Genomic DNA, 23,472 nt, shown 5'->3' on the forward strand with positions numbered 1-23,472 from the left:
AAAAAAACATGTGGGAGCGAGCTCCCACATCAACCAAGACAACCAGCGATCAGCCCGGCGTCCGATTACGCCGGGTCTCGATGATGTTCGGCAACTGGGAAATCCGCCCCAGCAACCGCCCCAACGCGTCCAACCCCGGAATCTCGATGGTCAGGGACATCAGCGCGGTGTTGTCTTCCTTGTTCGAGCGGGTATTCACCGCGAGCACGTTGATGCGCTCGTTGAGCAAAACCTGGGACACGTCACGCAGCAAGCCGGAACGGTCGTAGGCGCGGATGACGATGTCCACCGGATAAGTGAGCACCGGCACCGGGCCCCAGCTGACCTGGATGATCCGTTCCGGTTCGCGACCCGCCAATTGCAGCACTGACGCACAGTCCTGGCGGTGGATACTCACGCCGCGACCCTGGGTGATGTAGCCGACGATCGCATCCCCCGGCAGCGGCTGGCAGCAACCGGCCATCTGGGTCATCAGGTTGCCCACGCCCTGGATCTGGATGTCGCCGCGTTTGCCCGGCTTGTAGCCGGTGGCCTTGCGCGGAATCAGCTCCAGTTGCTCGTTGCCCCGCTCCGGCTCCACCAGCTGCTGGGCCAGGTTGACCAGTTGCGCAAGGCGCAGGTCGCCGGCACCAAGGGCGGCGAACATGTCCTCGGCGGTCTTCATGTTGGCCTTTTCGGCCAGCTTGTCGAAGTCCACCTGCGGCAGGCCCAGGCGACTCAGCTCACGCTCGAGCAAGGTCTTGCCGGCGGCGACGTTCTGGTCGCGGGCTTGCAACTTGAACCAATGGACGATTTTCGCCCGTGCCCGCGAGGTGGTGATGTAGCCCAGGTTCGGGTTCAACCAGTCGCGGCTCGGCGTGCCGTGCTTGCTGGTAATGATCTCGACCTGCTCACCGGTTTGCAGGCTGTAGTTGAGCGGCACGATCCGCCCGTTGATCTTGGCGCCACGGCAGTTGTGGCCGATCTCGGTGTGCACCCGGTAGGCGAAATCCAGCGGCGTCGCGCCTTTGGGCAAGTCGATGGCATGGCCGTCAGGCGTGAAGATGTAGACCCGGTCCGGTTCGATATCGACCCGCAATTGCTCGGCGAGGCCGCCGATGTCGCCCAGTTCCTCGTGCCATTCCAGCACTTGGCGCAGCCAGGAGATTTTTTCTTCGTAATGGTTGGAGCCGGACTTGACGTCGGTACCCTTGTATTTCCAGTGGGCACAGACCCCCAGCTCTGCTTCCTCGTGCATGGCGTGGGTGCGGATCTGCACTTCCAGCACCTTGCCCTCCGGGCCGATCACGGCGGTGTGCAACGAGCGGTAGCCGTTTTCCTTGGGGTTGGCGATGTAGTCGTCGAATTCCTTCGGGATGTGCCGCCACAACGTGTGGACGATACCCAGCGCGGTGTAGCAGTCGCGCATTTCAGGGACCAGCACGCGAACGGCGCGAACGTCGTAGATCTGGCTGAATTCCAGGCCCTTGCGCTGCATTTTTCGCCAGATGGAATAGATATGCTTGGCCCGGCCGCTGATATCGGCTTCCACGCCTGTGGCCTGCAGCTCTTCGCGCAACTGGGTCATGACGTCGGTGATGAAGCGTTCGCGATCCAGGCGTCGCTCGTGCAGCAACTTGGCGATCTGCTTGTACTGGTCGGGCTCCAGGTAGCGGAAGGACAAATCCTCCAGCTCCCACTTGATGTGACCGATACCCAGTCGATGAGCCAGCGGCGCGTAGATGTCGAATACTTCCCGGGCAACCCGATTGCGCTTCTCGTCGTCGGCGGATTTCACGGCGCGGATCGCGCAGGTACGCTCGGCGAGCTTGATCAGCGCGACACGCACGTCGTCGACCATGGCAACGAGCATCTTGCGCAGGTTTTCCACCTGGCCCTGGGTGCCCAGCACCATGGACTGCCGCGGACTGAGGCTGGCGCTGATTGCCGCCATGCGCAGCACACCGTCGATCAGCTTGGCGACCACGGTGCCGAAGCGCTGGCTGACGACCGGTAGTTGGATCTGCCCTTCGCGCACGCCGCGGTACAGTACCGCGGCGACCAGCGAATCCTGGTCCAGCTTGAGGTCGGCGAGGATCTCGGCGATCTCCAGGCCCGTCTGGAAACTCGAGGTGCCTTCGGACCACAGGTTCTTCGCCGCATTGTGTTGCTGCTCCGCCTCGCGAGCGAACTCGCAAGCGGCCTTCAAGGCTTCGCGATCCAGTGCCGTGTCGATACTGACCGCGTGATCGAGCCAAGCCTCGAGATTGATACTGCCGTCAGTGTTGATCGGCTGGTGTGCTCTCACCTGTACCATCTTTACTTACCTTCCCTACGACGCAGATTCAATGCGTCAACATCGCTGACCTTCGTTGCCCGTGTTTCCGCCCAGGGCCGTGGCGGAGTGCACGAACGGGTCAGTCGGACAAGCCATCCTGGCTCGCTTCAAATAACGCCATGGCCTCGACATGCGCCGTCTGAGGAAACATATCGAGAATCCCGGCACGTTTTAACCGGTAGCCCTGCTTGGTCAATTCGACCGTGTCCCGCGCCAAAGTTGCCGGGTTGCACGATACATAAACCAACCGTCTGGCACCCAGGGATGCCAACTTGCGCACCACCTCGAAAGCACCGTCACGGGGTGGGTCCAAGAGTACCGCAGAAAAGCCTTCGCCGATCCATTCGGCACCCGCCAACGGCTGGGATAAATCGGCCTGAAAAAAAGCAGTGTTATGCAAATTGTTGCTGACGGCGTTGGCCGCGGCACGGTCGACCATGGTTTGCACGCCTTCCACCGCCACCACCTCGCGCACGCTTTTGGCCAGTGGCAAGGCAAAGTTGCCCAGGCCGCAGAACAGGTCCAGCACCCGCTCTTCGGAGCGAGGCGCTAGCCATTGCAAGGCCTGGGCGACCATCGCTTCGTTGACGGCGGCGTTTACCTGGATGAAGTCCCCTGGCCGGTAAGCCAGGTCCAGGTCCCAGGTTTCCAGGCGATAGCCCAGGGAGCGTCCCGGATCGACCGGTTGCGGCTCGCCTTCGCCATGCAGCCACAGTTGGGCTTCGTGGAACGCACAAAAATCCTTGAGGATCGTCAGGTCGGCTTCCGACAGTGGCGCCATATGCCGCAACAGCAGCGCGAGGGACGAGCCGGCGAACAATTCCACATGGCCCAGCGCCTGGGGCTTGCCCAGGCGACGAAGCATCTGGGGCAAGCGGCTCATGATCGGTTGCAAGGGCTGTACCAGCACCGGACATTGGTCGATGGCGACAATTTCCTGGCTGCCGACGGCACGCAAACCCACTTCGAGCTTCTTCGCTTTCTGATCCCAACGCACTGCCACGCGGGCTCGACGCCGGTAGCCAAACTCCGGCCCGCTCAAGGGCTCGGCCCATTCTTGCGGCTCAACGCCCGCCACCCGTGACAGCTGCTCGGCGAGCATGCGCTGTTTAAGGGCGAGTTGTTCGTTGTGGGGCAGATGCTGCACGCTGCATCCACCGCAGCGACCGGCATGGACACACGGCGCGGCACGACGCAGCTCGCTGGGCGAAAACACCCGTTCAGTGCGGGCCTCGACCACCTTGCCGTGGGCACCGAGCACCCGCGCCTCGACTTCTTCACCGGCCAGGGCGCCGATGACAAACCAGGTGCGCCCGTCGACAAACGCAATGCCCCGGCCATCGTTGGCCAGGCGTTCGATGGTCAAGCGCTGCTTTTTACCGGTGGGCACTTGCGGGGCCCGGCTTCCGCCGCTGGGCTGGAAGCGCAAGCCTCTTTCTTGTTTGGCCATCAGTTGGGCGCGTCGAAAATGCCGGTCGACAGGTAACGGTCGCCACGGTCGCAGATGATCGCGACGATCACCGCATTCTCGACTTCCCGGGACAGGCGCAGCATGCCCGCCACGGCACCGCCCGAAGACACGCCGCAGAAGATGCCTTCTTCTCGCGCCAGGCGCCGGGTCACGTCCTCGGCTTCGCTCTGGGCCATGTCGATGATGCGGTCCACGCGGTCGGCCTGGTAGATCTTCGGCAGATACTCTTCGGGCCAGCGGCGGATGCCGGGGATGGCCGAGCCTTCCATTGGTTGCAGGCCAACGATCTGCACGTTCGGGTTCTGTTCTTTCAAATAGCGCGACGTGCCCATGATGGTGCCGGTGGTGCCCATCGAGCTGACGAAATGGGTGATCGTGCCGTCGGTCTGGCGCCAGATCTCAGGGCCGGTGGTGGTGTAGTGGGCTTCTGGATTGTCGCCGTTGGCGAACTGATCCAACACTTTGCCACGCCCCTCGGCCTGCATGCGTTCGGCCAAGTCCCGGGCGCCCTCCATGCCTTCTTCCTGGGTTACCAGGATCAATTCGGCGCCATAGGCTGTCATCGCGGCCTTACGCTCGGCGCTGGAATTGTCGGGCATTATCAGGATCATCTTGTAGCCCTTGATCGCCGCCGCCATCGCCAGGGCGATGCCGGTATTGCCAGACGTCGCCTCGATCAGCGTATCGCCGGGCTGGATCTGGCCCCGCAACTCGCCGCGGGTGATCATCGACAGCGCCGGTCGGTCCTTGACCGAACCCGCCGGGTTATTCCCTTCGAGCTTGAGCAAAAGCGTATTGCTGGTCGCGCCAGGCAGGCGCTGCAGGCGAACCAGCGGAGTGTTGCCGACGCAATCGGCGATGGTTGGGTACTGCAAAGTCATGGCGTATTCGCAATCCGGACTGCGGGGGCGCCTATCATACCGGCAAACCGGGCGAGGCCATATCACGCAAAGTGAGGGGGTTATGGCTTATGGGAATAAGCCTTTAGGAATCGGTGCAGTCCCGTGGCGAGGGAGCTTGCTCCCGCTGAGTGGCAAAGCCGCCCCAATCGGGACTTCGCGGTATTTCAGGCCGTTTGTAAGGGGCCACTTCGCGCCCCAGCGGGAACAAGCTCTCTCGCCACGTCGGCGGTGTGCGGCTCAACGGCCAGCAGCCGCAGATTCAAGCGCAACCCTTTCACGCCATTGTGCGCCCACACCCGCCCGCCTTGGCGCTCCACCGCGTTGCGAGCGATGCTCAACCCCAATCCAAACCCGCCGTTCCCTGGCCGGGAGCCATCCAGGCGGATGAACGGATCGAAGATGCGGTTGAGATCCTGCTCGGCCACGCCGCCGCCTTCATCTTCCAGCCACAGCAGCCAGAACCCATCCTCACGCCGACCATCCAGGCGCACAATGCCGCCGGGCGGTGAATGGCGAATAGCGTTACGCAGGATGTTTTCCAAGGCCTGAGCCAAAGTATTGAGGTTGCCTTGCACCCAGCAGCTGGCGTCGACGGCGCATTGCAACTGGCTCGCCGGCCAGCCGGTTTCGTAGCAGGCGTTTTCGGTGAGCATTTCCCACAGCGCCTGGACCTGGATCGCCTCGGCGGGCAACGGCGCCCGGTCGGTATCGAGCCAGGCCAGTTGCAAGGTGTCTTCGACCAGCCCCTGCATGCAGTCGACTTCCCGGGCGACGCGCTCGCGCAGGCGAATCAGGTCCTGCTCACTGTCGCCCGCCACCCGCAAGCGACTCAAGGGCGTGCGCAATTCATGGGACAGGTCTCGCAGCAGTTGCTGTTGCAAGGCGACGGTGGATTGCAGGCGTTCGGACATTTGATCGAAAGCGCGGCCCAGTTCGCCCAGTTCGTCGGCTCGATCGGTGGTACGGGCAGGCAGGCGCACGTTCAACTGATCGGCGCGCCAGGCATTGGCCTGTTCGCGCAGCTGATTGAGCGGCACCACCAGCAAGCGATACAGCCCGACACACAGCAGCAGGGTAAACAGCCCAGGAATGACGCCGTTGGTGATCACGCGCCAGAACACTCGATAACGTCCTGGCAGGAAACGCTCGGGCAGTTCGATCACCAGGCTGCCGATCGATGGATTCTCTGGGAAAGGCACCCGCAACCACGGCCGTCCCTTTTTGTGGATGGGCCAATCGAGGCCGCGCAGAAAGGTGAGGCGCTCGATTTCCCTGTCCGTGAGCGGGTGTTCGCTCAGTGACTGCAAGTCACCGCCAATCACCCCTACCCAGCTCGCTTCACGGTATTGCATAGCGTAGACCCATTGATCGACGCCCGCGCTTCCATCGGTCAGCCACGCCTGCTCAGCTTCGGCGGCGTAACGCGTGAGGGTGCCGCGGGCTTCGTCCGACAGGAACTGATTGCGCACTTCCATGTAGCGCCCCCAGGACCAGCTCAGCCAGATCATCAGCAAGCAGAACGCTACCAGCAGGCATGCCAGCTTCCAGAAAAGCGAGTGCCTGCCGGGCAGGTCAGACCACTTCATCGACAACACTCAAGACATAGCCTTTGCCCCACACCGTGCGCAATTCGCGCTGGGTATAGCCGATGGCCTTGAGCTTGCGACGTATCTGGCTGACATGCATGTCCAGGCTGCGATCGTGGGGGGCGTAACCGCGCTGTAACACGTGCTGGTACAGGAAGGCCTTGCTCAACACTTCTTCGCCACTGCGGTGCAGCACGTCCAGCAAGCGATATTCGCTGCGCGTCAACCCCGCCCATTGTCCCTGGACCTGCACATCGCTGCGCTCTTCGTCGAAACCCAGATCCTGGCTCTGGCGCAGGATCGCCACCTGGGCCGGACGTCGGTCCAGCGCGACTCGCCGCAGGATGGCCTCGATGCGCACCCGTAGCTCCACCATGCTGAAGGGCTTGGGCAAGTAGTCGTCAGCACCAAGGCGAAAGCCACTGATGCGATCCGCTTCGGCGCCCAGCGCGGACATCAGCAACACCGGCGTCGCCTGGCGCTTGCGCAAATGCGTCAACACCGCGAGACCGTCCAGGCCGGGCAGCAGGATGTCCATCAACACGACGTCAAAAGCCTGCCGGCAGGCGATATCCAGGCCTTCCTGGCCGTTCTGGCACCAAGTGACGTCGAACCCGCTGCGGCCCAGATGCTCATGAACATAAGCACCCAGTACGGGGTCGTCTTCTATGGAAAGGATACGGGGCGGCACGGCGGCGTGGGGGCTCATCAGTTTCTGCAAATAATTCTCAGTTGAGCAATTATTCAAGATCGCTTCCCTACAGGCAACCGCCGCGTATCGCCCCGCTCAATCCTGGCAGCGACGCGGATGCACGGCGACATGAATTTTACGGAGAAGGCTCGCCTGCAAATCGCTACACTGCGCAGGTGTTGCGTGCCGGATGCGCGCAAAGCTCAATCAGACCGCTGGATGCAGGAGACAAGGTGTGCTCAAGAAACTGGGAATCAAAGGCCGTGTGCTGTTGCTGACCCTGTTGCCAACCAGCCTGATGGCGCTGGTTCTGGGCGGCTATTTCACCTGGATGCAGCAATCGGACCTGCATGCCCAACTGCTGCAAAGGGGCGAAATGATCGCCGAACAGTTGGCGCCGCTCGTCGCCCCCGCCCTTAGCCGCCAAGACACCGAACTGCTGGAGCGCATCGCCACCCAGTCCCTCGAGCAAGCCGATGTCCGGGCCGTGACCTTCCTGGCCCCCGACCGCGCTCCGCTGGCCCACGCCGGCCCGACCATGCTCAACCGGGCACCGGAAGGCAACAGCAGTCAACTGCTGCAACGCACCGGCAACGACGCCACCCGCTACCTGCTGCCGGTGTTCGGCAAGCACCGCAACCTGGCCGGCGAACTGATCCCCGAAGAGGCCGACCGCCTGCTGGGCTGGGTCGAGCTGGAGTTGTCCCACAGCGGCATGTTGCTGCGCGGTTACCGCAGCCTGTTCGCCAGCCTGCTTCTGATCGCCGCCGGGCTGGGATGCACCGGGCTATTGGCCTTGCGTATGGGCCGCACCATCAACCGTCCGCTGAGCCAGATCAAGCAGGCCGTGGCGCAGCTCAAGGATGGGCACCTGGAAACCCGCCTGCCACCGCTGGGCAGTCAAGAGCTGGATGAATTGGCGTCGGGCATCAATCGCATGGCCGGGACCTTGCAGAACGCCCAGGAGGAATTGCAACACAGCATCGACCAGGCCACCGAAGACGTGCGCCAGAACCTGGAAACCATCGAGATCCAGAACATCGAGCTGGACCTGGCCCGCAAGGAAGCCCTGGAAGCGAGCCGGATCAAATCCGAGTTCCTGGCGAACATGAGCCATGAGATTCGCACGCCGCTCAACGGCATCCTGGGTTTCACCCATCTATTGCAAAAAAGCGAACTGACCCCGCGCCAGCTCGACTATCTGGGCACCATCGAAAAATCCGCCGACAGCCTGCTGGGCATCATCAACGAAATCCTCGACTTCTCGAAGATCGAGGCCGGCAAGCTGGTGCTCGACAGCATCCCGTTCAACTTGCGGGACCTGTTGCAGGACACCCTGACCATCCTCGCCCCCGCCGCCCATGCCAAGCAATTGGAATTGGTGAGCCTGGTCTACCGGGACACGCCGCTGTCGCTGGTGGGCGACCCGCTGCGTCTCAAGCAGATCCTCACCAACCTGGTGAGCAACGCCATCAAGTTCACCCGGGAAGGCACCATCGTCGCCCGCGCGATGCTCGAAGACGAGCACGAAGACAGCGTGCAGCTGCGCATCAGCATCCAGGACACCGGTATCGGCCTGTCCAGCCAGGACGTTCGCGCGTTGTTCCAGGCGTTCAGCCAGGCCGACAACTCCTTGTCCCGGCAACCCGGCGGCACCGGGCTGGGCCTGGTGATTTCCAAGCGGCTGGTGGAACAGATGGGCGGCGAGATCGGCGTGGACAGCACGCCAGGCGAAGGCTCGGAGTTCTGGATCAGCCTGCGCCTGCCCAAGACCCGCGACGACGCCGAGGATCTCCCCGGCCCGCCGTTGCTGGGCCGGCGGGTGGCCGTCCTGGAAAATCACGAGTTGGCGCGCCAGGCTTTGCAGCACCAGCTCGAAGACTGTGGCCTGCAAGTCACGCCGTTCAACACGCTGGAGAACCTGACCAACGGGGTCACGGTTGCTCACCAGACCGAACAGGCCATCGACCTGGCGGTGCTCGGCATCACCAGCAACGACATGCCACCCGAGCGCTTGAACCAGCACATCTGGGACTTGGAACACCTGGGCTGCAAAGTCCTCGTGCTGTGCCCTACCACCGAACAAACGCTGTACCACCTCTCCGTCCCGAACCCCCACAGCCAATTGCAGGCCAAGCCGGCCTGCACGCGCAAGTTGCGGCGGTCGCTTTCCGACCTGGTCAACCCCCGCCCAACGCGCAACGAACCCAATGAACCGGTCGCCAGCCGAGCGCCAAAGGTGCTGTGCGTGGACGACAACCCGGCGAACCTGCTGTTGGTGCAAACCCTGCTCGAGGACCTGGGCGCCCGGGTGCTGGCGGTGGAAAGCGGGTACGCCGCGGTCGAGGCGGTGCAACAGGAAACCTTCGACCTGGTCCTGATGGATGTGCAGATGCCCGGCATGGACGGTCGCCAGAGCACCGAGGCGATCCGCCAATGGGAAAGTGGGCGGCATTGCACACCGCTGCCGATCGTCGCCCTCACTGCCCACGCCATGGCCAACGAAAAACGCGCCCTGCTGCAAAGCGGTATGGATGACTACCTGACCAAGCCCATCAGCGAGCGGCAGCTGGCCCAGGTCGTGCTCAAATGGACCGGCCTGGCCTTGCGCAACCAGGTGCCGGACCGGGGCGCGGACGCCCATCGCAGCGGTGAGTTGCTGGTGCTCGATCATGAAGAAGGCCTGCGCCTGGCCGCCGGCAAGGCCGACTTGGCGGCGGATATGCTGGCGATGCTGCTGGCATCCCTCGAAGCCGACCGGGAGGCGATTCGCCAGGCCAGCGAAGCCAACGATCACAACGCCCTGATCGAGCGGGTCCACCGCCTGCACGGTGCCACGCGCTACTGCGGCGTACCGCAACTGCGCGCCGCCTGCCAGCGCAGCGAAACCCTGCTCAAGCAGAAGGATCCGAAGGCCGCGGCGGCCCTGGAAGACCTGGAGCTGGCCATCAATCGCCTGGCCAGCGAGGCTCGCATCAGTGCCTGACCCACGAAGCGTTGGCCGCCATCGCCACGACCACACTGGATAACATCGCAGCCTGGGCCGCCGGCGCGCCGCAGAACCTGATAGCTAGCTGTCTCGCCTTTCTGTGGAGTGAGCTTGCTCGCGATAGCAATGGATCAGCCAGCTTTGAAGTGACTGACACACCTCTATCGCGAGCAAACTCACTCCCACAGTGGATGGAGTTTCGTCGGCCAACCTTTCATCGAGTCCATGCCCCAGCCATGCCCCGTGCTAGCATGTCGCGCCTATTTGGAGGACCCATGGCCGAACACGATTTTCGCTACACCCTGATGAACCCGCAGCACACCTTGACCGAGGTCCGCGCCCTGGCGCCAGGCCGTTACCAGGTCACTGGCAATGGCGGTTCGATCCAGGCCAACGACGTATTGCTCGTGACCCTCAAGGGCAGCAAGGACCTGTCCATGCGCCTGACCGTGGACACCGTTCGCCATCTGCTCAAGCCAATGGGCCAGTGGACCGCCATGACTACCGGCCCGGTATTCGGCGAACTGGCGATCCACACCTGGCAGGTCAATTGCGACCGCTGCACCAAGGAACTGAGCTTCGAATTCGCCGTCGATGCCAAGCTCGGCACCAAGGCCCAGAAACCGGCCGCCACCGCGCGCATTGCCGAGTTGGGCTGGCAGACGGTCGGCGAGAAGCATCTGTGCCCCCAATGCCAGGAAGCCGCTTGATGAAACGCCTGTTCCTGGCCACGCTGGTCGGCGCTGGCCTGATGGGTTGCGCCGCCGATCCGGTGCAGCTGCAGCAAAACCGCAGCTATATTCTTGAATGGATCGGTGAGCGGCCATTGATGGACTACAGCCACCTGACCATCACCCTCGGCGATGATGGCCGGGCCTATGGCAATGCCGGCTGCAACCATTGGTTTGCGCCCTACACCCTGGAAGGCGACCGGCTGAGTTTCGGCAAGATCGGCAGCACCCGCAAACTCTGCCCCCCGGCAGTGATGGAGCAGGAGACGCGATTCTTGCAGGCGCTACAGAAAGTCGAACGCTGGGATGTTTCCCCCATCGAACAGATGCGTTTCTGGCCCGCCCAGGGCAAGCCGCTGCGCTGGTGGTTGGAGGAAGGCTGAGGCCTTGCCTGACCAGGCAGTGGCGAGGGACTCGCTCCCTCGCCACTGAACCCCGCTATTTCAGCGCCTGCAACGCCTCCAGCTTCGCCATCACCGCCGCCGCCGTCTGCTCCCCAAGCAATTGCTCACGCACCTTGCCCTGGTTATCGATGATGTAGGTCACCGGCAATCCTTCGCTGCGAGGGATATCGAAGAATTCGGCCGGGTCCTGGGCCAATACGCTGAAGCGAATCCCCATTTTTTCGCTGGCGCTCCTGAGCTCTTCACCCTGTACCTGATCGAAGTTGACACCGAACACGCCCACGTTTCGACCCTCGAGCTGTTCGGCGAGCGCGTTGAATTCCGGAATTTCAGTGCGGCAGGGTGCGCACCATTCGGCCCAGTAATTGAGCACCACCCATTGTTTGTCCAACCGCTTCGAAGCGATCGGCTGGCCGTTCTGGTCCACCCCATAATCGTTTCCACAGCCGGCGAGCAATAGAATGCCGAAAAAAGCCAGTGCCGCCGCCAATCGCCTTGTCATGTGCCAATCCTTGTCTGAAATGTGAACGCTGGCCGCCCATCACGTGCTAGGCGCCGCGCTGCACAGTAGAATAGCCGCCACCTTACGCAAGATGCGACCTGCTCATGACTGATCTGACGCTTTATCACAACCCGCGCTGCTCCAAATCCCGCGGTGCGCTGGAACTGTTGGAGGCCCGCGGCCTGACGCCCACCGTCATTCGTTATCTGGAAACCCCGCTCGACGCCGAGCAGCTCAAGGCCTTGCTGGGCAAGCTTGGCATCAGCGCGCGGCAATTGCTGCGCACCGGCGAGGACGAGTACAAGGCGCTGGACCTGGCCAACGAGAACCTGGGCGAGAACGATCTGATCGCTGCCATCGTCGCCCATCCAAAGCTCATGGAACGGCCGATCCTCGAAGCCGGCGACAGAGCCGTGATCGGCCGTCCGCCGGAAAAGATTCTGGAGATCCTGCCGTGAGCACGCCGTACATCCTGGTGTTGTATTACAGCCGCAGCGGCTCTACCAACGAAATGGCCCGGCAGATTGCCCGGGGCGTCGAGCAGGCCGGCCTGGAAGCGAGGTTGCGTACGGTGCCGGCGATCTCCGCCGAGTGCGAGGCGGTGTCGCCGGACATTCCGGAACAAGGCCCGCTGTACGCCACGCTCGATGACCTGAAAAATTGCGCCGGCCTGGCCCTCGGCAGCCCGACCCGTTTCGGCAACATGGCCGCGCCGCTGAAATACTTCCTCGACGGCACCAGCAACCTTTGGCTCACCGGAGCCCTCGTCGGCAAGCCCGCCGGCGTGTTTACCTCCACCGCGAGCCTGCATGGCGGCCAGGAAACCACCTTGTTGTCGATGATGCTGCCACTGCTGCATCACGGCATGCTGATCACCGGCCTGCCCTACAGCGAGTCGGCCTTGATCGACACCCAGGGCGGCGGTACGCCCTACGGGCCGAGCCACCATGCTGGCGCCGATGGCAAAAGCGGCTTGAACGAACACGAAGTTGCCTTGTGCCGCGCCTTGGGATTGCGCCTGGCGAAAACCGCCCTGTTGCTGGAGAACGGCCGTGGCTAAGAAGCCGAAAATCCTGCCGCCCATCCAATGGCTGGAGCCACGCGTACGCATCGCCCGCGCCGTCAGCCTGCTGTGCTTTTTCGGCTTGGTGGGGTTGCTCAGCGCGTATTACCTGCTCATCGCCGACCTGCACGGCGCGCGCCCGTGGGTGATTTTGCTGATCGAATTGGTACCCCTGCTGATCCTCGCGCCGGGCATGCTCAGCGGCAGCGCCCGCGGGCATTCCTGGATGTGTTTCGTGGTCAATCTGTATTTCATCAAGGGCGCCCTGGCCGCCTACGATCCGAACCGGCATGTGTTCGGCTTGCTGGAAATGGCAGCGAGCGTGGCGGTGTTCTGCTCGGCGTTGCTGTACGTACGCTGGCGGTTTCAGTTGAATCGGCGGTTGGCTGGCGAAGGCGATATCGCCGCCTGATACGCCGCCTTCGCGAGCAGGGCTCGCTCCCACAGTGGACTTGTAAACGCCGAAAATCCCCTGTGAAAGCGAGCTTGCTCCGGGCGGCGTTCCGACGATGGCCGCAACTTGGCCTCAATGATTCACTGTGTAAGCCAGCATCATCGAAATCTGTGACATCGGCCGCCCGCCACTCTCTTCATGCCACTGATTGAAAGCTGCCTGCACCGTCGCAAGATCCCGCAGGCTCGTTGGGGCTTTGTCGATGATGTCTTGGGCATTGAGCGCCGCTACCACGTCATAACTGGGCACGAATGTGTCCTTGCCCATCATCCGTAGGAAACGCGGTGCCGACAGGCCGCCCAGTTGATGGCCGTGTTTCTTCAGATAAGTCCACAGGCCCACTATGTCAGTCACAGGCCAGTCGGCGACCAGCGCCCCAAAGCTGCCCTTTTCGTGGGCCACGTCCAGGATCAACTGCGCGTTGCGCGGCACGCTCTTGAGCTTGCCCAGGTGGCGGATGATCCGCGCGTCCTGCATCAGCCGCTCCAGGTGCTCGGCGCCCATCAGCACGACTTTCTCCGGATCAAATTTGAAGAACACCTCTTCAAACGCCGGCCACTTGGCGTCAACCAGGCTGTGCTTGAGCCCGGCGCGAAACACCCGCAGGGCCATGGTCGAGAGGTAGCGGTCGTCGCTGATCTTGCGCAGTTGCGCCGGGGTCTTGGGTACAGGCAGGTGGGCTTCCAGTTCAGCCGCCGAACCGAAGCGGTTCAGACAATACTCGTGCAGCCACTTGTAATCGCGCATGCCCTCTCCTGGTATTGAAAAAGAAACGGCGCTCGCAAGCGCCGTGGATAAAACCGGTTGGCAACCTTACAGGTTCACCACATTGACGAACCGCGGCGTGGCGTTTTCGTCGATGCGCAGGTTGGTGAAGTCGAACAGGTTGCGGTCCGCCAGTTGCGACGGGATGACGTTCTGCAAGCCGCGGAAAATGCTCTCGGTACGGCCCGGAGTCTTGCGCTCCCATTCCTGGAGCATTTCCTTGACTACCTGGCGCTGCAGGTTTTCCTGGGAGCCGCACAGGTTGCACGGGATGATCGGGAATTGCTTGAAATCCGAATAGGCCTGGATGTCCTTCTCGTTGCAATACGCCAACGGGCGAATCACCACGTTGCGCCCATCGTCGGCCCGCAGCTTGGGTGGCATGGCCTTGAGCGAGCCGTTGTAGAACATGTTGAGGAAAAAGGTCTCGACGATGTCGTCGCGGTGGTGACCCAGGGCCATTTTGGTCGCGCCAATCTCGTCGGCGAAGGTGTAGAGCGTTCCGCGGCGCAAGCGTGAGCACAGCGAACAAGTGGTCTTGCCTTCGGGAATCAGTTCCTTGACCACCGAATAGGTGTCTTTCTCGACGATGTGGTACTCGACGCCCAGCGACTCGAGGTAGGCCGGCAGCACATGTTCCGGGAACCCAGGCTGCTTCTGGTCCATGTTGACCGCGACGATGTCGAACTTGATCGGTGCAACCTTCTGTAAATGCATCAGCACGTCGAGCAAGGTGTAGCTGTCCTTGCCGCCGGACAGGCAGACCATGACCTTGTCGCCGTCCTCGATCATGTTGTAGTCGGCGACCGCCTCACCGGCCAGGCGGCGCAGGCGCTTTTGCAGTTTGTTCTGGTTGACCGTAAGAGTGCCCATGACGCGAAATCCGTGAGGTGTGACGAAAGGCCGGCATTTTACGCAAAAAACTGGCTGTCGGCGAAGGCTGACGACAGGTGCCTTTATGGCGAGGGATTTATCCCCGTCGGGTTGCGCAACCCTGCGCACAGACCTAACGGCGATTAGCGTTCCCGACTACAGCGCGATTTGCTCTAAGCGCCCCATCCCCTTGAGGGCCACTCCTTCCTATACTGCGGCATAAGGTCGCACACACTTACAGACCTTTACTTACCTGGCCAATTGGCCCGTAGGCGCTCCGTCGGGGGGCGATGGCAATAACAAAGGAGTGACTGACTATGATCCATCATGTCGTGGGGCTCTTTACCCACCCTGATCAAGAATGGAAGGAAATCCGTGGCGATCAGGAGGAAAGCATCAGCCACATGTACCTCACCCACACGCTGATCCTGGCGGCCATCCCGGCGGTATCGGCGTTCATCGGTACCACGCAGGTAGGATGGGTCATCGGCAGTCGTCCACCGGTCATGCTCACCCAGGAAAGCGCCCTGTGGATGACCATCATGTCTTACCTGGCCATGTTGGGCGGCGTGGCGGTGATGGGAGCGTTCATCCACTGGATGGCTCGCACCTATGACGCCAACCCGAGCCTGGCCCGCTGCGTCGCGTTCGCCACCTACACCGCGACACCATTGTTTATCGGCGGCTTGGCGGCCCTTTATCCGCACATGTGGCTAGGGATGATCGTCGGCACTGCGGCCATCTGCTACACGGTCTATCTGTTGTACGTAGGGCTTCCGACCTTCATGAACATCCCTCAGGACGAAGGTTTCCTGTTTTCCAGTTCGGTGCTGGCCGTCGGCCTGGTGGTGCTGGTGGCCATCATGGCGTTCACGGTGATTGTCTGGGGGCTGGGCGTGGGCCCGGTCTACACCAATTGAAGGATTGAGGCTCTCCAACAAAAATCGATCTGCCACCACAGGCCGCCGCAAGGCGGCCTTCCTCTGTGCGTGGTTCTGCCTGGACGACCGCTGGGCGCCTCAACGATTCGCAACGGCCAACGCTTGCGGCATACTCGGCTTTCTGGAGACCCGTAAAGCATGCTCGAGCAACTCAATACCCGCGTCGAAGAGTGTTACCAACAAGCCGAATCCTTTTTCAAACGTCCTTTCAAACGTCCGGTGGTCAGCCTCAAGTTGCGCGGCCAGAAGGCCGGTGTCGCGCACCTTCATGAAAATCTGCTGCGCTTCAATCCACAGCTGTACCAGGAGAATGCCGAGGATTTCCTCAAGCAGACGGTGGCCCATGAGGTCGCACACCTGATCGCCCACCAGCTGTTCGGCGACCGTATCCAGGCCCATGGCGAGGAATGGCAGTTGATCATGCGTGGGGTCTACGAACTGCCACCCAATCGTTGCCACACCTACGAGATCAAACGCCGTTCCGCAACCCGGTACATCTACAAATGCCCCTGCGACGGCAGCGACTTCCCGTTCACGGCGCAACGCCACCGCCTGGTGCGCCAGGGCCGGCGGTACTTGTGCCGTAGCTGCCGCAATACCTTGGTGTTCAGTGGGGAGACGCGGGTCGAATAGTGCTTTTTGTAGTGTTTGGACTGGCCTCATCGCGAGCAAGCTCGCTCCCACACTGGATCCGTGGGGCATTAATCCCTGTGGGAGCGAGCTTGCTCGCGATAGGGCCCTGACGGTCGCTACACAACCACCCTGTCACTGCGAAATTGGCTGATCCGCTCCGCACTGAACCCCAACTCCCCCAACACCTGGTCCGTATGCGCCCCCAGCCTCGCGCCGATATGCCGAGGCTCGGGCAGCCCTTCTGAAAACTTCAACGGACAGGCCATTTGCGCCTGAGTCGAACCATCCCCACGGGGCACCTGCTTGACTAGTTCCCGAGCCTGCAACTGCGGATGTCCCACGGCTTCCTCCAGGCTCAACACCGGCTCGACGCAGGCATCGACCCCTGCGAACAAGCGGCGCAGCTCATCGAAGTCATGTTTCTCGAACTCGGCTTGCAGCGCCAGCTTAAGGCCCTGTTGCTGTTCAGGCTTGGGCGATAACCCCTGGACTGCCAGCTCCGGCCGTCCCAACGCCTCGCAGAGGGCCTGCATGAAAGCCGGTTCCAGGCTGCCCACCGACATCCACCGGCCATCGCGTGTACGGTAATAGTCATAGAAGCTGCCGCCGTTGAGCACATGGTTTTCCCACCCCGGCGTCACACCGCAAGCCAGGTAACCGGCGCCAGCCAGTGCGTTCAGGCTGAAGACACAATCGGTCATGCTCACGTCCAGGTGCTGGCCCTGTCCGGTCTGCTGGCGGGCAATCACCGCCGCCAACAGCCCGATCACCCCATGCAAAGAACCGCCGGCGACGTCCGCCACTTGCATCCCCAGCGGCAACGGCCCGCTGTCGACACGCCCGGTGTGGCTCGCCAAACCCGCCAGGGCCAGGTAATTGATGTCATGGCCGGCGCGCTCCTTATAAGGACCGGTCTGGCCATAACCGGTAATCGATACGTAGATCAGCCGGGGATTGATCGCCTTCAGGGCTTCATACCCCAACCCCAATCGCTCCATCACGCCGGGCCGGAACTGCTCCAGCAAGATGTCATGGTCATCCAACAGTCGCTTGATGATTTCCAGCGCCGCCGGTTGCTTGAGGTCCAGGGCCAGGCTGCGCTTGTTGCGGTTGAGGTAGGCATGGCTGGCCGAGACGTCCTGGTCATGGGGCGGCAGAATCCGCAGCAGATCCGGACGGTCCGGCGACTCGATCCGCAGCACCTCGGCGCCCATGTCTGCCAGCAACAGCGAGGCGAACGGCCCCGGCAGCAGGGTCGAGAAATCCAGTACCTTGAGCGATGCCAGTGGGCCTTGCATGGAAAATCTCCGCTTCGGATGTGCATCCAAGACTAGGCAGGGGCTTGCGTTGAGGCAACTACCAAGCGTGTCGTTTAGGCTGACAAATCCGCTCAATCCAGAGGGCCGTCGTGGCGAGGGAGCTTGCTCCCGCTGGGCTGCGCAGCAGCCCCTTGCGTATTACACGAAGCCCCTCAGTGGCAGGTAGATCCTGGGGTCGCTCCGCAACCCAGCGGGAGCAAGCTCCCTCGCCACAAAAAGCACTTCACCCGGAAAGCACGGCCCAACAAAAAACCCGCCGAAGCGGGTTTCTTGTTACGGGCTGAAGCTTACTTGGTTGGCAGCGCGGTTTCGGCCGTTGCAACCGCGTCGTCGTCTTCACGCACGTCGGAGATACCGCGACCACCGGAGGCCAGTTCGGTCTGCAGCTGGTCTTCGTCCAGCTCCTTGACCCACTTGGCGACTACGATCGTGGCAACGGCGTTGCCCACCAGGTTGGTCAGGGCACGGGCTTCGGACATGAAGCGGTCGATACCCAGGATCAGCGCCAGGCCCGCCACAGGCAGATGGCCCACGGCCGACAGGGTCGCCGCCAGCACGATGAAACCACTACCGGTCACGCCGGCAGCGCCTTTGGACGACAGCAGCAGGACCAGCAACAGGGTGATCTGATGCGTGATGTCCATTGGAGTGTCGGTGGCCTGGGCGATGAACACCGCGGCCATGGTCAGGTAGATCGAAGTACCGTCGAGGTTGAACGAGTAGCCAGTCGGGATCACCAGACCCACGACGGATTTCTTGGCACCCAGGCGCTCCATCTTGATCAGCATGCGCGGCAGGGCCGATTCCGAGGAAGAGGTACCCAGCACGATCAGCAGTTCTTCACGGATGTAGCGGATCAGCTTGACCACGCTGAAGCCGTGGGCGCGGCAGATGGCGCCCAGCACCACCAGCACGAAGACCACGCAGGTGATGTAGAAGCAGATCATCAGCTGGCCCAGTTGCACCAGCGAACCGACACCGTAGGCGCCGATGGTGAAGGCCATGGCGCCGAACGCACCGATCGGGGCCAGCTTCATGATCATGTTGATGATGATGAACATCACGTGGGCGAAACGGTCGATGAAGTCCAGCACCGGCTTGCCATAAGAACCCAGGCGATGCAGGGCGAAACCGAAGAGCACCGAGAACATCAGCACTTGCAGGATGTCACCGTTGGCGAACGCGCCGACGATGGTGTTAGGGATCACGTTGAGAATGAAGGCAACGATGCTCTGGTCTTTACCGGCATTGATGAAGCCGGCGATCTTGCTGGTGTCCAGGGTCGTTACGTCGATGTGCATGCCGTTGCCCGGTTGCACGACGTTGACCACGACCAGGCCGATCAGCAGGGCAATGGTAGAGACGATTTCAAAATACAGCAGCGCGTAGCCGCCGGTCTTGCCGACCGACTTCATGTTCTGCATGCCGCCGATACCACTGACGACGGTACAGAAGATGATCGGGGCGATGACCATCTTGATCAACTTGATGAACCCGTCACCGAACGGCTTGAGGGCAACGCCGGTCTGCGGGTAGAAGTGGCCGAGCAAAATGCCGATGGCAATGGCTACGATTACCTGGAAATACAGGGATTTGTACAAGGGCTGACGAGTCGTCATGGCAAACCTTCCTCAAGAGTCCCGTATGACAACATCCACCTGTTGTCCACGACACCTCAATTGCGAACCCTCCTGCACTGGAGGGATTTGTTTTGTCGGCTGCACGGGGCAGACCTGCACAGGACATCGCAAGGCCCGTGCCATTTTTAAGAAATGCCCTACAACCCGCGTCCCATAACGTTTTTGTTTATTCATCGTCGATTAAACAGGTGGCGAAGGATGGCGGATTCCCGCCAAGACTCCATTTCTCACTCCTGGATTTGGCGGATATCCGCCTTGCCCAGCGCAGACGCCCTGCTACCATCGCTCGCCTAACGGACGGATCTATGCCTCATGCGCCAACGCACAATTGCCAGCCATTTCGCCCGCGCAGCCCTGGGTGGCGCGCGCCGGCAAGGCTTTGACTATTCGTCGCTGCTGCAACAGCTGGGCATCAGCCCGGAGTTGCTCGACGAGCCGCGGGCACGCATCGCGCCCGAGCAGTTCGCCCGCCTGTTGCAGGCGCTGTGGGTGGCGTTGGGGGACGAATACCTGGGATTCGGCAGCGCCCCGAGTAAACCGGGGACGTTTGCCATGATGTGTCACACGTTGATCCATTGTCGGACCCTGGGCAAAGCCCTGCAACGCGGCCTGTTGTTCTACAGCCTGTTTCCCGATGCGCCGAGCCTGATCCTGGAGAGCGAAGGCGACCGGGTACGGTTGACCCTGGACGAGTCGACGCTACGCGACCCTGATCACTTCCTGGCGGAAAGCCTGCTGGTCATCTGGCATCGCCTCGGCAGTTGGCTGATCGGCCAACGGATCGGCCTGGAACAGGCCACCTTCAGCTACGCCAAGCCCAGCCACGGCGCAGAATACGACCTGCTGTTCCCTTGCCCGCTGGTCTTCGAGGCCCGACGCAGCAGCTTGTTGTTCCATGGTCGCTACCTGGAAATGCCCTTGCTGCAGGACGAGCGAACCCTCAAGCATTTTCTCGAACGCTCCCCCGCCGACCTGCTGTCGCGCCCAGACGACGGCCACAGCCTGACCAGCCAACTGCGCCGCCTCCTCAGCCGCGACACGGCGCGCTGGCCCGACCTGGACACCGTCGCCGCACACCTGCACATCAGCGCCCAGACGCTGCGCCGGCACCTTCGCGAAGAAGGCACCAGCTTTCAGGAGCTCAAGGATCAGTTGCGGCGGGATATCGCCATCTACCATTTGGGCCGGGCGGATCTGTCGTTGCAGCAGATTGCCGAACAGTTGGGATTCTCCGAGCCGTCGGCGTTTCATCGGGCGTTCAAGAAGTGGACCGGGGTGACGCCGGGGGCTTATCGGGAGTTGGAGAACTGAGGGGGACATCCTGCATCTTTGCTGCATGTACCGATTCCTGTAGCACACTGAAACGCCACTCAAACCACCGGAAAAAGAATCCGAAACGCCGCGCCGCCCAACTCCGAATCCCCCAGGGTCAATCGCGCGCCGTAGCTTTCGATGATGTCCTTGACCACCGCCAACCCGATTCCCTGCCCCGGATGCTGGCGATCCAATCGCTCGCCCCGTTGGAGAATCCGCGCACGCTGGTCCGGTGGCACACCCGGGCCGTCGTCCTCGACGCTCAACTCCGTACCGCCGAGGGTCTGGTGCATGCTGACCCGAACCTCCCCCAGGCATAGCCGATAAGCGTTCTCCAAAAGGTTGCCGAGCATCTCCAGGAGGGCGCCCTGTTCGATCGGCACCTGGCCCTGCTCAGGCAGATCGAAATCGACCCGAACGCGCTTGTCGCGATAGACCTTGTCGAGGGTGTTGCACAGGCTTTGCAGCACTGGACGCAAGGGCACCTGGTGCCGCACCAGACCGCTTTTACGCAGGCTGGCGCGCTGCAACTGATAGCCGATCTGCTGGCTCATGCGTTCGATCTGGGTTTGCAGCACCCACGCCTGTCCACGGTCCTGGGGACGCCGGGCCATGTCTTCGCTGACACCTTGCAACACCGCCAGCGGGGTCTTCAGGCTGTGAGCCAGGTCATCGAGGGAGTCCCGATAACGGCTGCGCTGCTCGCGCTCGCTGTGCAACAGGCGGTTGAGGGAGCCGGTCAGGCGCAACAGTTCGCGGGGGTGGGCGGAGCTGAGGCTTTCGCGGGTGCCTGCTTCGATTTCATCCAGCTCCTGGCTCAGGCGCCGCAAGGCGCGCAACCCCCAGGTCAGGCCGATCCACAACAGCGCCAGCAATACCGCCAGGGCAGCGCCAAACCCCAGGTAAAGATTGTCCCGCAGTCCTTGCAAGGTGACCTCATAGTCGCGCACCGGCTGCAGGGTAACGATACTGAACGCCGCGCTCTGGCCGCCCAACAACTTGACCTCGACGTCATAGACGAAGAACTCCTGGCCGTTATCCTCGCGGATCCGCGCGAACTGGTTGCCCTGCCCGTCGTAGCGCGGCACGTAATTGATGCGCTCTTCCTGGGTCGCCTTCGAACGCCAGACCAGGCGTCCGTCGCGATCATAGATGTAGCCCAACAGCCGGGCATCGGCGAGGTTGTAGCGTTCGTCGGGCAATTGCGCCGGCATCTTCAGTCGATTGTTTTCCACCCGGGCGGCGGAAATCAGCGTGGTCACATCCGACGCCAGGCGTTGCTCGATGGATTCCTGCAACGCCAGGCTGAACGCGCCTTGCATCGCCGGCAGCAACGCCAGCATGAACAACACCGCCAGGGTCATGGCGGACAGCATCAAGCGCAGCCGCAGGGAACGAATCACTGGCAGCGCTCGTTGAACAGGTAACCCAGGCCCCGCACGGTGTCGATCGGCTTGAAGCCGGCCGGGGCTTCCAGTTTGCGGCGCAAGCGGCCGACCAACACTTCGATGACATTGGGATCGCGCTCGTCGTCATCCGGGTACAGCTGCTCCATCAAGCGGTCCTTGGCGACGACCTGCTGGTGATGGCGCATCAGGTATTCGAGGATGCGGTATTCGTAGGCCGTCAGCGCCAGCGGTTCTTCATCGAGGGACGCCTGCTTGCGGTTGAGGTCGAGCAGCAATGGCCCGGCGACGATGGTCGACTGGGTGAAACCGCTGGAGCGGCGCAGCAGGGCGTTGAGCCGGGCCTCCAGCTCTTCGAACTGGAACGGCTTGACCACATAGTCGTCGGCCCCGGCGGCGAGGCCTTCGACCTTGTCCTGCCAGTTGCCGCGGGCGGTCAGGATCAGGATCGGGAAGGACTTGTCCTGGGAACGCAGGCGGCGAATCAGTTCCAGGCCGCTGATGCCCGGCAGGCCCAGGTCGATCACCGCCAGGTCATGATTGAACTCGCGGACCTGATACATGGCCTCTTCGGCATTGGCCACGGCCTGCACCACATGGCCGCTGTCGGTGAGACGGGTTTGCAGGTGATGACGCAACAGCGCTTCGTCTTCGACAACCAATAGTTTCATGGGCCTCTCCCAGGCGATTCAAGACAGCAGGTATCGAAAAAGGCGCCGGGTCGTCTTGGGCCGACCCGGCTGCACGTCTCCATTGCCTGCCGCCTAGAACGTGTAGTTCGCGGACAGGTAAGTCTGGGCGCTGCTGGTCAGGTCCAGGGAGCCGACCTTCGCGCCCCCGTGCGGGCTCATCTCAGTGCTGGCATTGCTGCGCAGGTAACGGTACCCCAGTTCCACCGAGGTGTTTCGCGAAATTTGTTGCAGGACGCCGCCCTGCAAGCCAACGGCGTAGCCGATGTCGGTGTCGCGGCTGAAGCCCGGGGAGTCCTGGGTCAACTTGGTCAGCCCCGCCGTGCCCCCCCCGAACAATTTGGTGCTGCTGGTCACTGGATAAAACACATCGTAGCTACCCAGCAGGTTTTCCTGGCGCAGCTTGATGCCGTTGTGGCTGCCCGACACGTTGTCATAGGTGGCGTAGTAGCGGCCTTGATCGTTCTGCCGGCCCAGGCGCAGGCCGTAGGTGGTGTCCTTGCCAATGACGCCATCGGCGTTCGGATTGCCCAGGTTCCGGTCCAGCGCGTTGGATTTCTTGACCTTGTCACTGGTCTGGCCGAGGGTCAGGCTGGCGAAATTGTCATCGGCATGGGCCATGGCGGTGGCACCCAATACAGTGAATGCAAGCAGCAGTTTTTTCATATGAGTCATGATCAGTTCCTTTTGAAGCAAGGGTTGTGTGAAGTCGCCGCCACGATAGCCATTGCTCCCTGAACCCTCCTTGAACGTTCTCTGAACCTGGGCTGAATGAATCGGCT

At 62.0% G+C, this 23,472-nt stretch carries 22 protein-coding genes; 9 read left to right on the forward strand and 13 right to left on the reverse strand.

Annotated features, from left to right (window positions below):
• Positions 1 to 49: 49 nt before the first annotated feature.
• From relA to ACLK1G_RS22770, 5 genes are all read right to left on the reverse strand, one after another.
• On the reverse strand, positions 50 to 2,296 hold the full coding sequence (gene relA / locus ACLK1G_RS22750) for a GTP diphosphokinase (protein ID WP_030142406.1): 2,247 nt from the start codon (positions 2,294 to 2,296) through the stop codon (positions 50 to 52).
• A 100-nt stretch (positions 2,297 to 2,396) separates the two neighbouring features.
• Entirely contained in the window at positions 2,397 to 3,767 is a 1,371-nt protein-coding gene (rlmD, locus tag ACLK1G_RS22755) for a 23S rRNA (uracil(1939)-C(5))-methyltransferase RlmD (RefSeq protein WP_420767456.1), read from the reverse strand.
• Positions 3,767 to 4,669: a cysteine synthase CysM gene (gene cysM, locus ACLK1G_RS22760; RefSeq protein WP_420767457.1), complete on the reverse strand. Its 903-nt coding sequence runs from the start codon at positions 4,667 to 4,669 to the stop codon at positions 3,767 to 3,769. Before cysM ends, rlmD begins: the two co-directional genes overlap by 1 nt.
• A 185-nt stretch (positions 4,670 to 4,854) precedes the next feature.
• On the reverse strand, positions 4,855 to 6,276 hold the full coding sequence (locus tag ACLK1G_RS22765) for a histidine kinase sensor domain-containing protein (RefSeq protein ID WP_420767458.1): 1,422 nt from the start codon (positions 6,274 to 6,276) through the stop codon (positions 4,855 to 4,857).
• Positions 6,263 to 6,985, reverse strand: coding sequence for a response regulator transcription factor (locus ACLK1G_RS22770; RefSeq protein WP_420767520.1), 723 nt, complete (start codon positions 6,983 to 6,985; stop codon positions 6,263 to 6,265). The genes ACLK1G_RS22765 and ACLK1G_RS22770 overlap by 14 nt, the downstream gene beginning before the upstream one ends.
• A 217-nt stretch (positions 6,986 to 7,202) precedes the next feature.
• On the opposite strand from ACLK1G_RS22770, the gene ACLK1G_RS22775 reads away from it, so the two are divergent.
• From ACLK1G_RS22775 to ACLK1G_RS22785, 3 genes are all read left to right on the forward strand, one after another.
• A complete protein-coding gene (locus tag ACLK1G_RS22775; protein WP_420767459.1) occupies positions 7,203 to 9,953 on the forward strand; it encodes a response regulator in 2,751 nt (916 codons plus the stop codon).
• Between the two features lie 278 nt (positions 9,954 to 10,231).
• Positions 10,232 to 10,666 carry a hypothetical protein gene (locus tag ACLK1G_RS22780; protein ID WP_420767460.1) on the forward strand — a complete coding sequence of 145 codons (435 nt, stop codon included), beginning with the start codon at positions 10,232 to 10,234 and terminating at the stop codon, positions 10,664 to 10,666.
• Positions 10,666 to 11,070, forward strand: coding sequence for an META domain-containing protein (locus tag ACLK1G_RS22785; RefSeq protein ID WP_420767461.1), 405 nt, complete (start codon positions 10,666 to 10,668; stop codon positions 11,068 to 11,070). The genes ACLK1G_RS22780 and ACLK1G_RS22785 overlap by 1 nt, the downstream gene beginning before the upstream one ends.
• A gap of 55 nt (positions 11,071 to 11,125) precedes the next feature.
• On the opposite strand, the gene ACLK1G_RS22790 is transcribed toward ACLK1G_RS22785, so the two are convergent.
• Positions 11,126 to 11,593, reverse strand: a complete 468-nt coding sequence (locus tag ACLK1G_RS22790) for a TlpA family protein disulfide reductase (RefSeq protein ID WP_420767462.1) — start codon at positions 11,591 to 11,593, stop codon at positions 11,126 to 11,128.
• A 104-nt stretch (positions 11,594 to 11,697) separates the two neighbouring features.
• On the opposite strand from ACLK1G_RS22790, the gene arsC reads away from it, so the two are divergent.
• The 3 genes from arsC to ACLK1G_RS22805 are packed head-to-tail and all read left to right on the forward strand — an operon-like array spanning position 11,698 to position 13,068.
• Positions 11,698 to 12,051 carry an arsenate reductase (glutaredoxin) gene (arsC, locus tag ACLK1G_RS22795; protein ID WP_420767463.1) on the forward strand — a complete coding sequence of 118 codons (354 nt, stop codon included), beginning with the start codon at positions 11,698 to 11,700 and terminating at the stop codon, positions 12,049 to 12,051.
• Complete coding sequence (wrbA, locus tag ACLK1G_RS22800) at positions 12,048 to 12,653, forward strand: NAD(P)H:quinone oxidoreductase (protein WP_420767464.1); 606 nt, start codon at positions 12,048 to 12,050, stop codon at positions 12,651 to 12,653. The genes arsC and wrbA overlap by 4 nt, the downstream gene beginning before the upstream one ends.
• Positions 12,646 to 13,068: a DUF2069 domain-containing protein gene (locus ACLK1G_RS22805; RefSeq protein ID WP_420767465.1), complete on the forward strand. Its 423-nt coding sequence runs from the start codon at positions 12,646 to 12,648 to the stop codon at positions 13,066 to 13,068. Before wrbA ends, ACLK1G_RS22805 begins: the two co-directional genes overlap by 8 nt.
• Before the next feature lie 114 nt (positions 13,069 to 13,182).
• On the opposite strand, the gene ACLK1G_RS22810 is transcribed toward ACLK1G_RS22805, so the two are convergent.
• Together ACLK1G_RS22810 and ttcA are read right to left on the reverse strand one after the other, a co-directional pair.
• The gene (locus ACLK1G_RS22810) at positions 13,183 to 13,857 is read right to left on the reverse strand and encodes a DNA-3-methyladenine glycosylase I (protein WP_420767466.1); all 675 of its coding nucleotides are present in this window, start codon (positions 13,855 to 13,857) and stop codon (positions 13,183 to 13,185) included.
• A 66-nt stretch (positions 13,858 to 13,923) separates the two neighbouring features.
• A complete protein-coding gene (gene ttcA, locus ACLK1G_RS22815; protein ID WP_030142418.1) occupies positions 13,924 to 14,748 on the reverse strand; it encodes a tRNA 2-thiocytidine(32) synthetase TtcA in 825 nt (274 codons plus the stop codon).
• Between the two features lie 317 nt (positions 14,749 to 15,065).
• On the opposite strand from ttcA, the gene ACLK1G_RS22820 reads away from it, so the two are divergent.
• Together ACLK1G_RS22820 and ACLK1G_RS22825 are read left to right on the forward strand one after the other, a co-directional pair.
• Complete coding sequence (locus ACLK1G_RS22820; RefSeq protein ID WP_420767467.1) at positions 15,066 to 15,668, forward strand: Yip1 family protein; 603 nt, start codon at positions 15,066 to 15,068, stop codon at positions 15,666 to 15,668.
• Positions 15,669 to 15,827: 159 nt separating this feature from the next.
• On the forward strand, positions 15,828 to 16,322 hold the full coding sequence (locus ACLK1G_RS22825; protein ID WP_420767468.1) for a SprT family zinc-dependent metalloprotease: 495 nt from the start codon (positions 15,828 to 15,830) through the stop codon (positions 16,320 to 16,322).
• A 116-nt stretch (positions 16,323 to 16,438) separates the two neighbouring features.
• Here the strand turns inward: ACLK1G_RS22825 and ACLK1G_RS22830 are convergent, their stop codons facing one another.
• Positions 16,439 to 17,620, reverse strand: a complete 1,182-nt coding sequence (locus ACLK1G_RS22830) for a CaiB/BaiF CoA transferase family protein (RefSeq protein ID WP_420767469.1) — start codon at positions 17,618 to 17,620, stop codon at positions 16,439 to 16,441.
• A 308-nt stretch (positions 17,621 to 17,928) separates the two neighbouring features.
• Positions 17,929 to 19,260, reverse strand: coding sequence for a dicarboxylate/amino acid:cation symporter (locus ACLK1G_RS22835; RefSeq protein WP_420767470.1), 1,332 nt, complete (start codon positions 19,258 to 19,260; stop codon positions 17,929 to 17,931).
• Between the two features lie 333 nt (positions 19,261 to 19,593).
• On the opposite strand from ACLK1G_RS22835, the gene ACLK1G_RS22840 reads away from it, so the two are divergent.
• Entirely contained in the window at positions 19,594 to 20,592 is a 999-nt protein-coding gene (locus ACLK1G_RS22840) for an AraC family transcriptional regulator (protein WP_420767471.1), read from the forward strand.
• 59 nt (positions 20,593 to 20,651) lie between these two features.
• Here the strand turns inward: ACLK1G_RS22840 and ACLK1G_RS22845 are convergent, their stop codons facing one another.
• The 3 genes from ACLK1G_RS22845 to ACLK1G_RS22855 all read right to left on the reverse strand — a co-directional run bounded on the left by ACLK1G_RS22845 (position 20,652) and on the right by ACLK1G_RS22855 (position 23,365).
• Positions 20,652 to 21,998, reverse strand: a complete 1,347-nt coding sequence (locus ACLK1G_RS22845; protein ID WP_420767472.1) for an ATP-binding protein — start codon at positions 21,996 to 21,998, stop codon at positions 20,652 to 20,654.
• Entirely contained in the window at positions 21,995 to 22,672 is a 678-nt protein-coding gene (locus tag ACLK1G_RS22850) for a response regulator (protein WP_420767473.1), read from the reverse strand. Before ACLK1G_RS22850 ends, ACLK1G_RS22845 begins: the two co-directional genes overlap by 4 nt.
• A gap of 93 nt (positions 22,673 to 22,765) precedes the next feature.
• Positions 22,766 to 23,365: a hypothetical protein gene (locus tag ACLK1G_RS22855; RefSeq protein WP_420767474.1), complete on the reverse strand. Its 600-nt coding sequence runs from the start codon at positions 23,363 to 23,365 to the stop codon at positions 22,766 to 22,768.
• Positions 23,366 to 23,472: the final 107 nt, after the last annotated feature.

Origin of the sequence: Pseudomonas algeriensis (genome assembly GCF_048847255.1) — a bacterium.
In the GTDB taxonomy this organism is placed as follows: domain Bacteria; phylum Pseudomonadota; class Gammaproteobacteria; order Pseudomonadales; family Pseudomonadaceae; genus Aquipseudomonas.

What these genes read in the sequence shown, in the direction of transcription:
- relA (WP_030142406.1), bottom strand. Translation starts at nt 2,296, where the DNA reads ATGGTACAGGTGAGAGCACACCAGCCGATCAACACTGACGGCAGTATC.
- rlmD (WP_420767456.1), bottom strand. Translation starts at nt 3,767, where the DNA reads ATGGCCAAACAAGAAAGAGGCTTGCGCTTCCAGCCCAGCGGCGGAAGC.
- cysM (WP_420767457.1), bottom strand. Translation starts at nt 4,669, where the DNA reads ATGACTTTGCAGTACCCAACCATCGCCGATTGCGTCGGCAACACTCCG.
- ACLK1G_RS22765 (WP_420767458.1), bottom strand. Translation starts at nt 6,276, where the DNA reads ATGAAGTGGTCTGACCTGCCCGGCAGGCACTCGCTTTTCTGGAAGCTG.
- ACLK1G_RS22770 (WP_420767520.1), bottom strand. Translation starts at nt 6,985, where the DNA reads ATGAGCCCCCACGCCGCCGTGCCGCCCCGTATCCTTTCCATAGAAGAC.
- ACLK1G_RS22780 (WP_420767460.1), top strand. Translation starts at nt 10,232, where the DNA reads ATGGCCGAACACGATTTTCGCTACACCCTGATGAACCCGCAGCACACC.
- ACLK1G_RS22785 (WP_420767461.1), top strand. Translation starts at nt 10,666, where the DNA reads ATGAAACGCCTGTTCCTGGCCACGCTGGTCGGCGCTGGCCTGATGGGT.
- ACLK1G_RS22790 (WP_420767462.1), bottom strand. Translation starts at nt 11,593, where the DNA reads ATGACAAGGCGATTGGCGGCGGCACTGGCTTTTTTCGGCATTCTATTG.
- arsC (WP_420767463.1), top strand. Translation starts at nt 11,698, where the DNA reads ATGACTGATCTGACGCTTTATCACAACCCGCGCTGCTCCAAATCCCGC.
- ACLK1G_RS22810 (WP_420767466.1), bottom strand. Translation starts at nt 13,857, where the DNA reads ATGCGCGATTACAAGTGGCTGCACGAGTATTGTCTGAACCGCTTCGGT.
- ttcA (WP_030142418.1), bottom strand. Translation starts at nt 14,748, where the DNA reads ATGGGCACTCTTACGGTCAACCAGAACAAACTGCAAAAGCGCCTGCGC.
- ACLK1G_RS22820 (WP_420767467.1), top strand. Translation starts at nt 15,066, where the DNA reads ATGATCCATCATGTCGTGGGGCTCTTTACCCACCCTGATCAAGAATGG.
- ACLK1G_RS22825 (WP_420767468.1), top strand. Translation starts at nt 15,828, where the DNA reads ATGCTCGAGCAACTCAATACCCGCGTCGAAGAGTGTTACCAACAAGCC.
- ACLK1G_RS22830 (WP_420767469.1), bottom strand. Translation starts at nt 17,620, where the DNA reads ATGCAAGGCCCACTGGCATCGCTCAAGGTACTGGATTTCTCGACCCTG.
- ACLK1G_RS22835 (WP_420767470.1), bottom strand. Translation starts at nt 19,260, where the DNA reads ATGACGACTCGTCAGCCCTTGTACAAATCCCTGTATTTCCAGGTAATC.
- ACLK1G_RS22840 (WP_420767471.1), top strand. Translation starts at nt 19,594, where the DNA reads ATGCGCCAACGCACAATTGCCAGCCATTTCGCCCGCGCAGCCCTGGGT.
- ACLK1G_RS22850 (WP_420767473.1), bottom strand. Translation starts at nt 22,672, where the DNA reads ATGAAACTATTGGTTGTCGAAGACGAAGCGCTGTTGCGTCATCACCTG.
- ACLK1G_RS22855 (WP_420767474.1), bottom strand. Translation starts at nt 23,365, where the DNA reads ATGACTCATATGAAAAAACTGCTGCTTGCATTCACTGTATTGGGTGCC.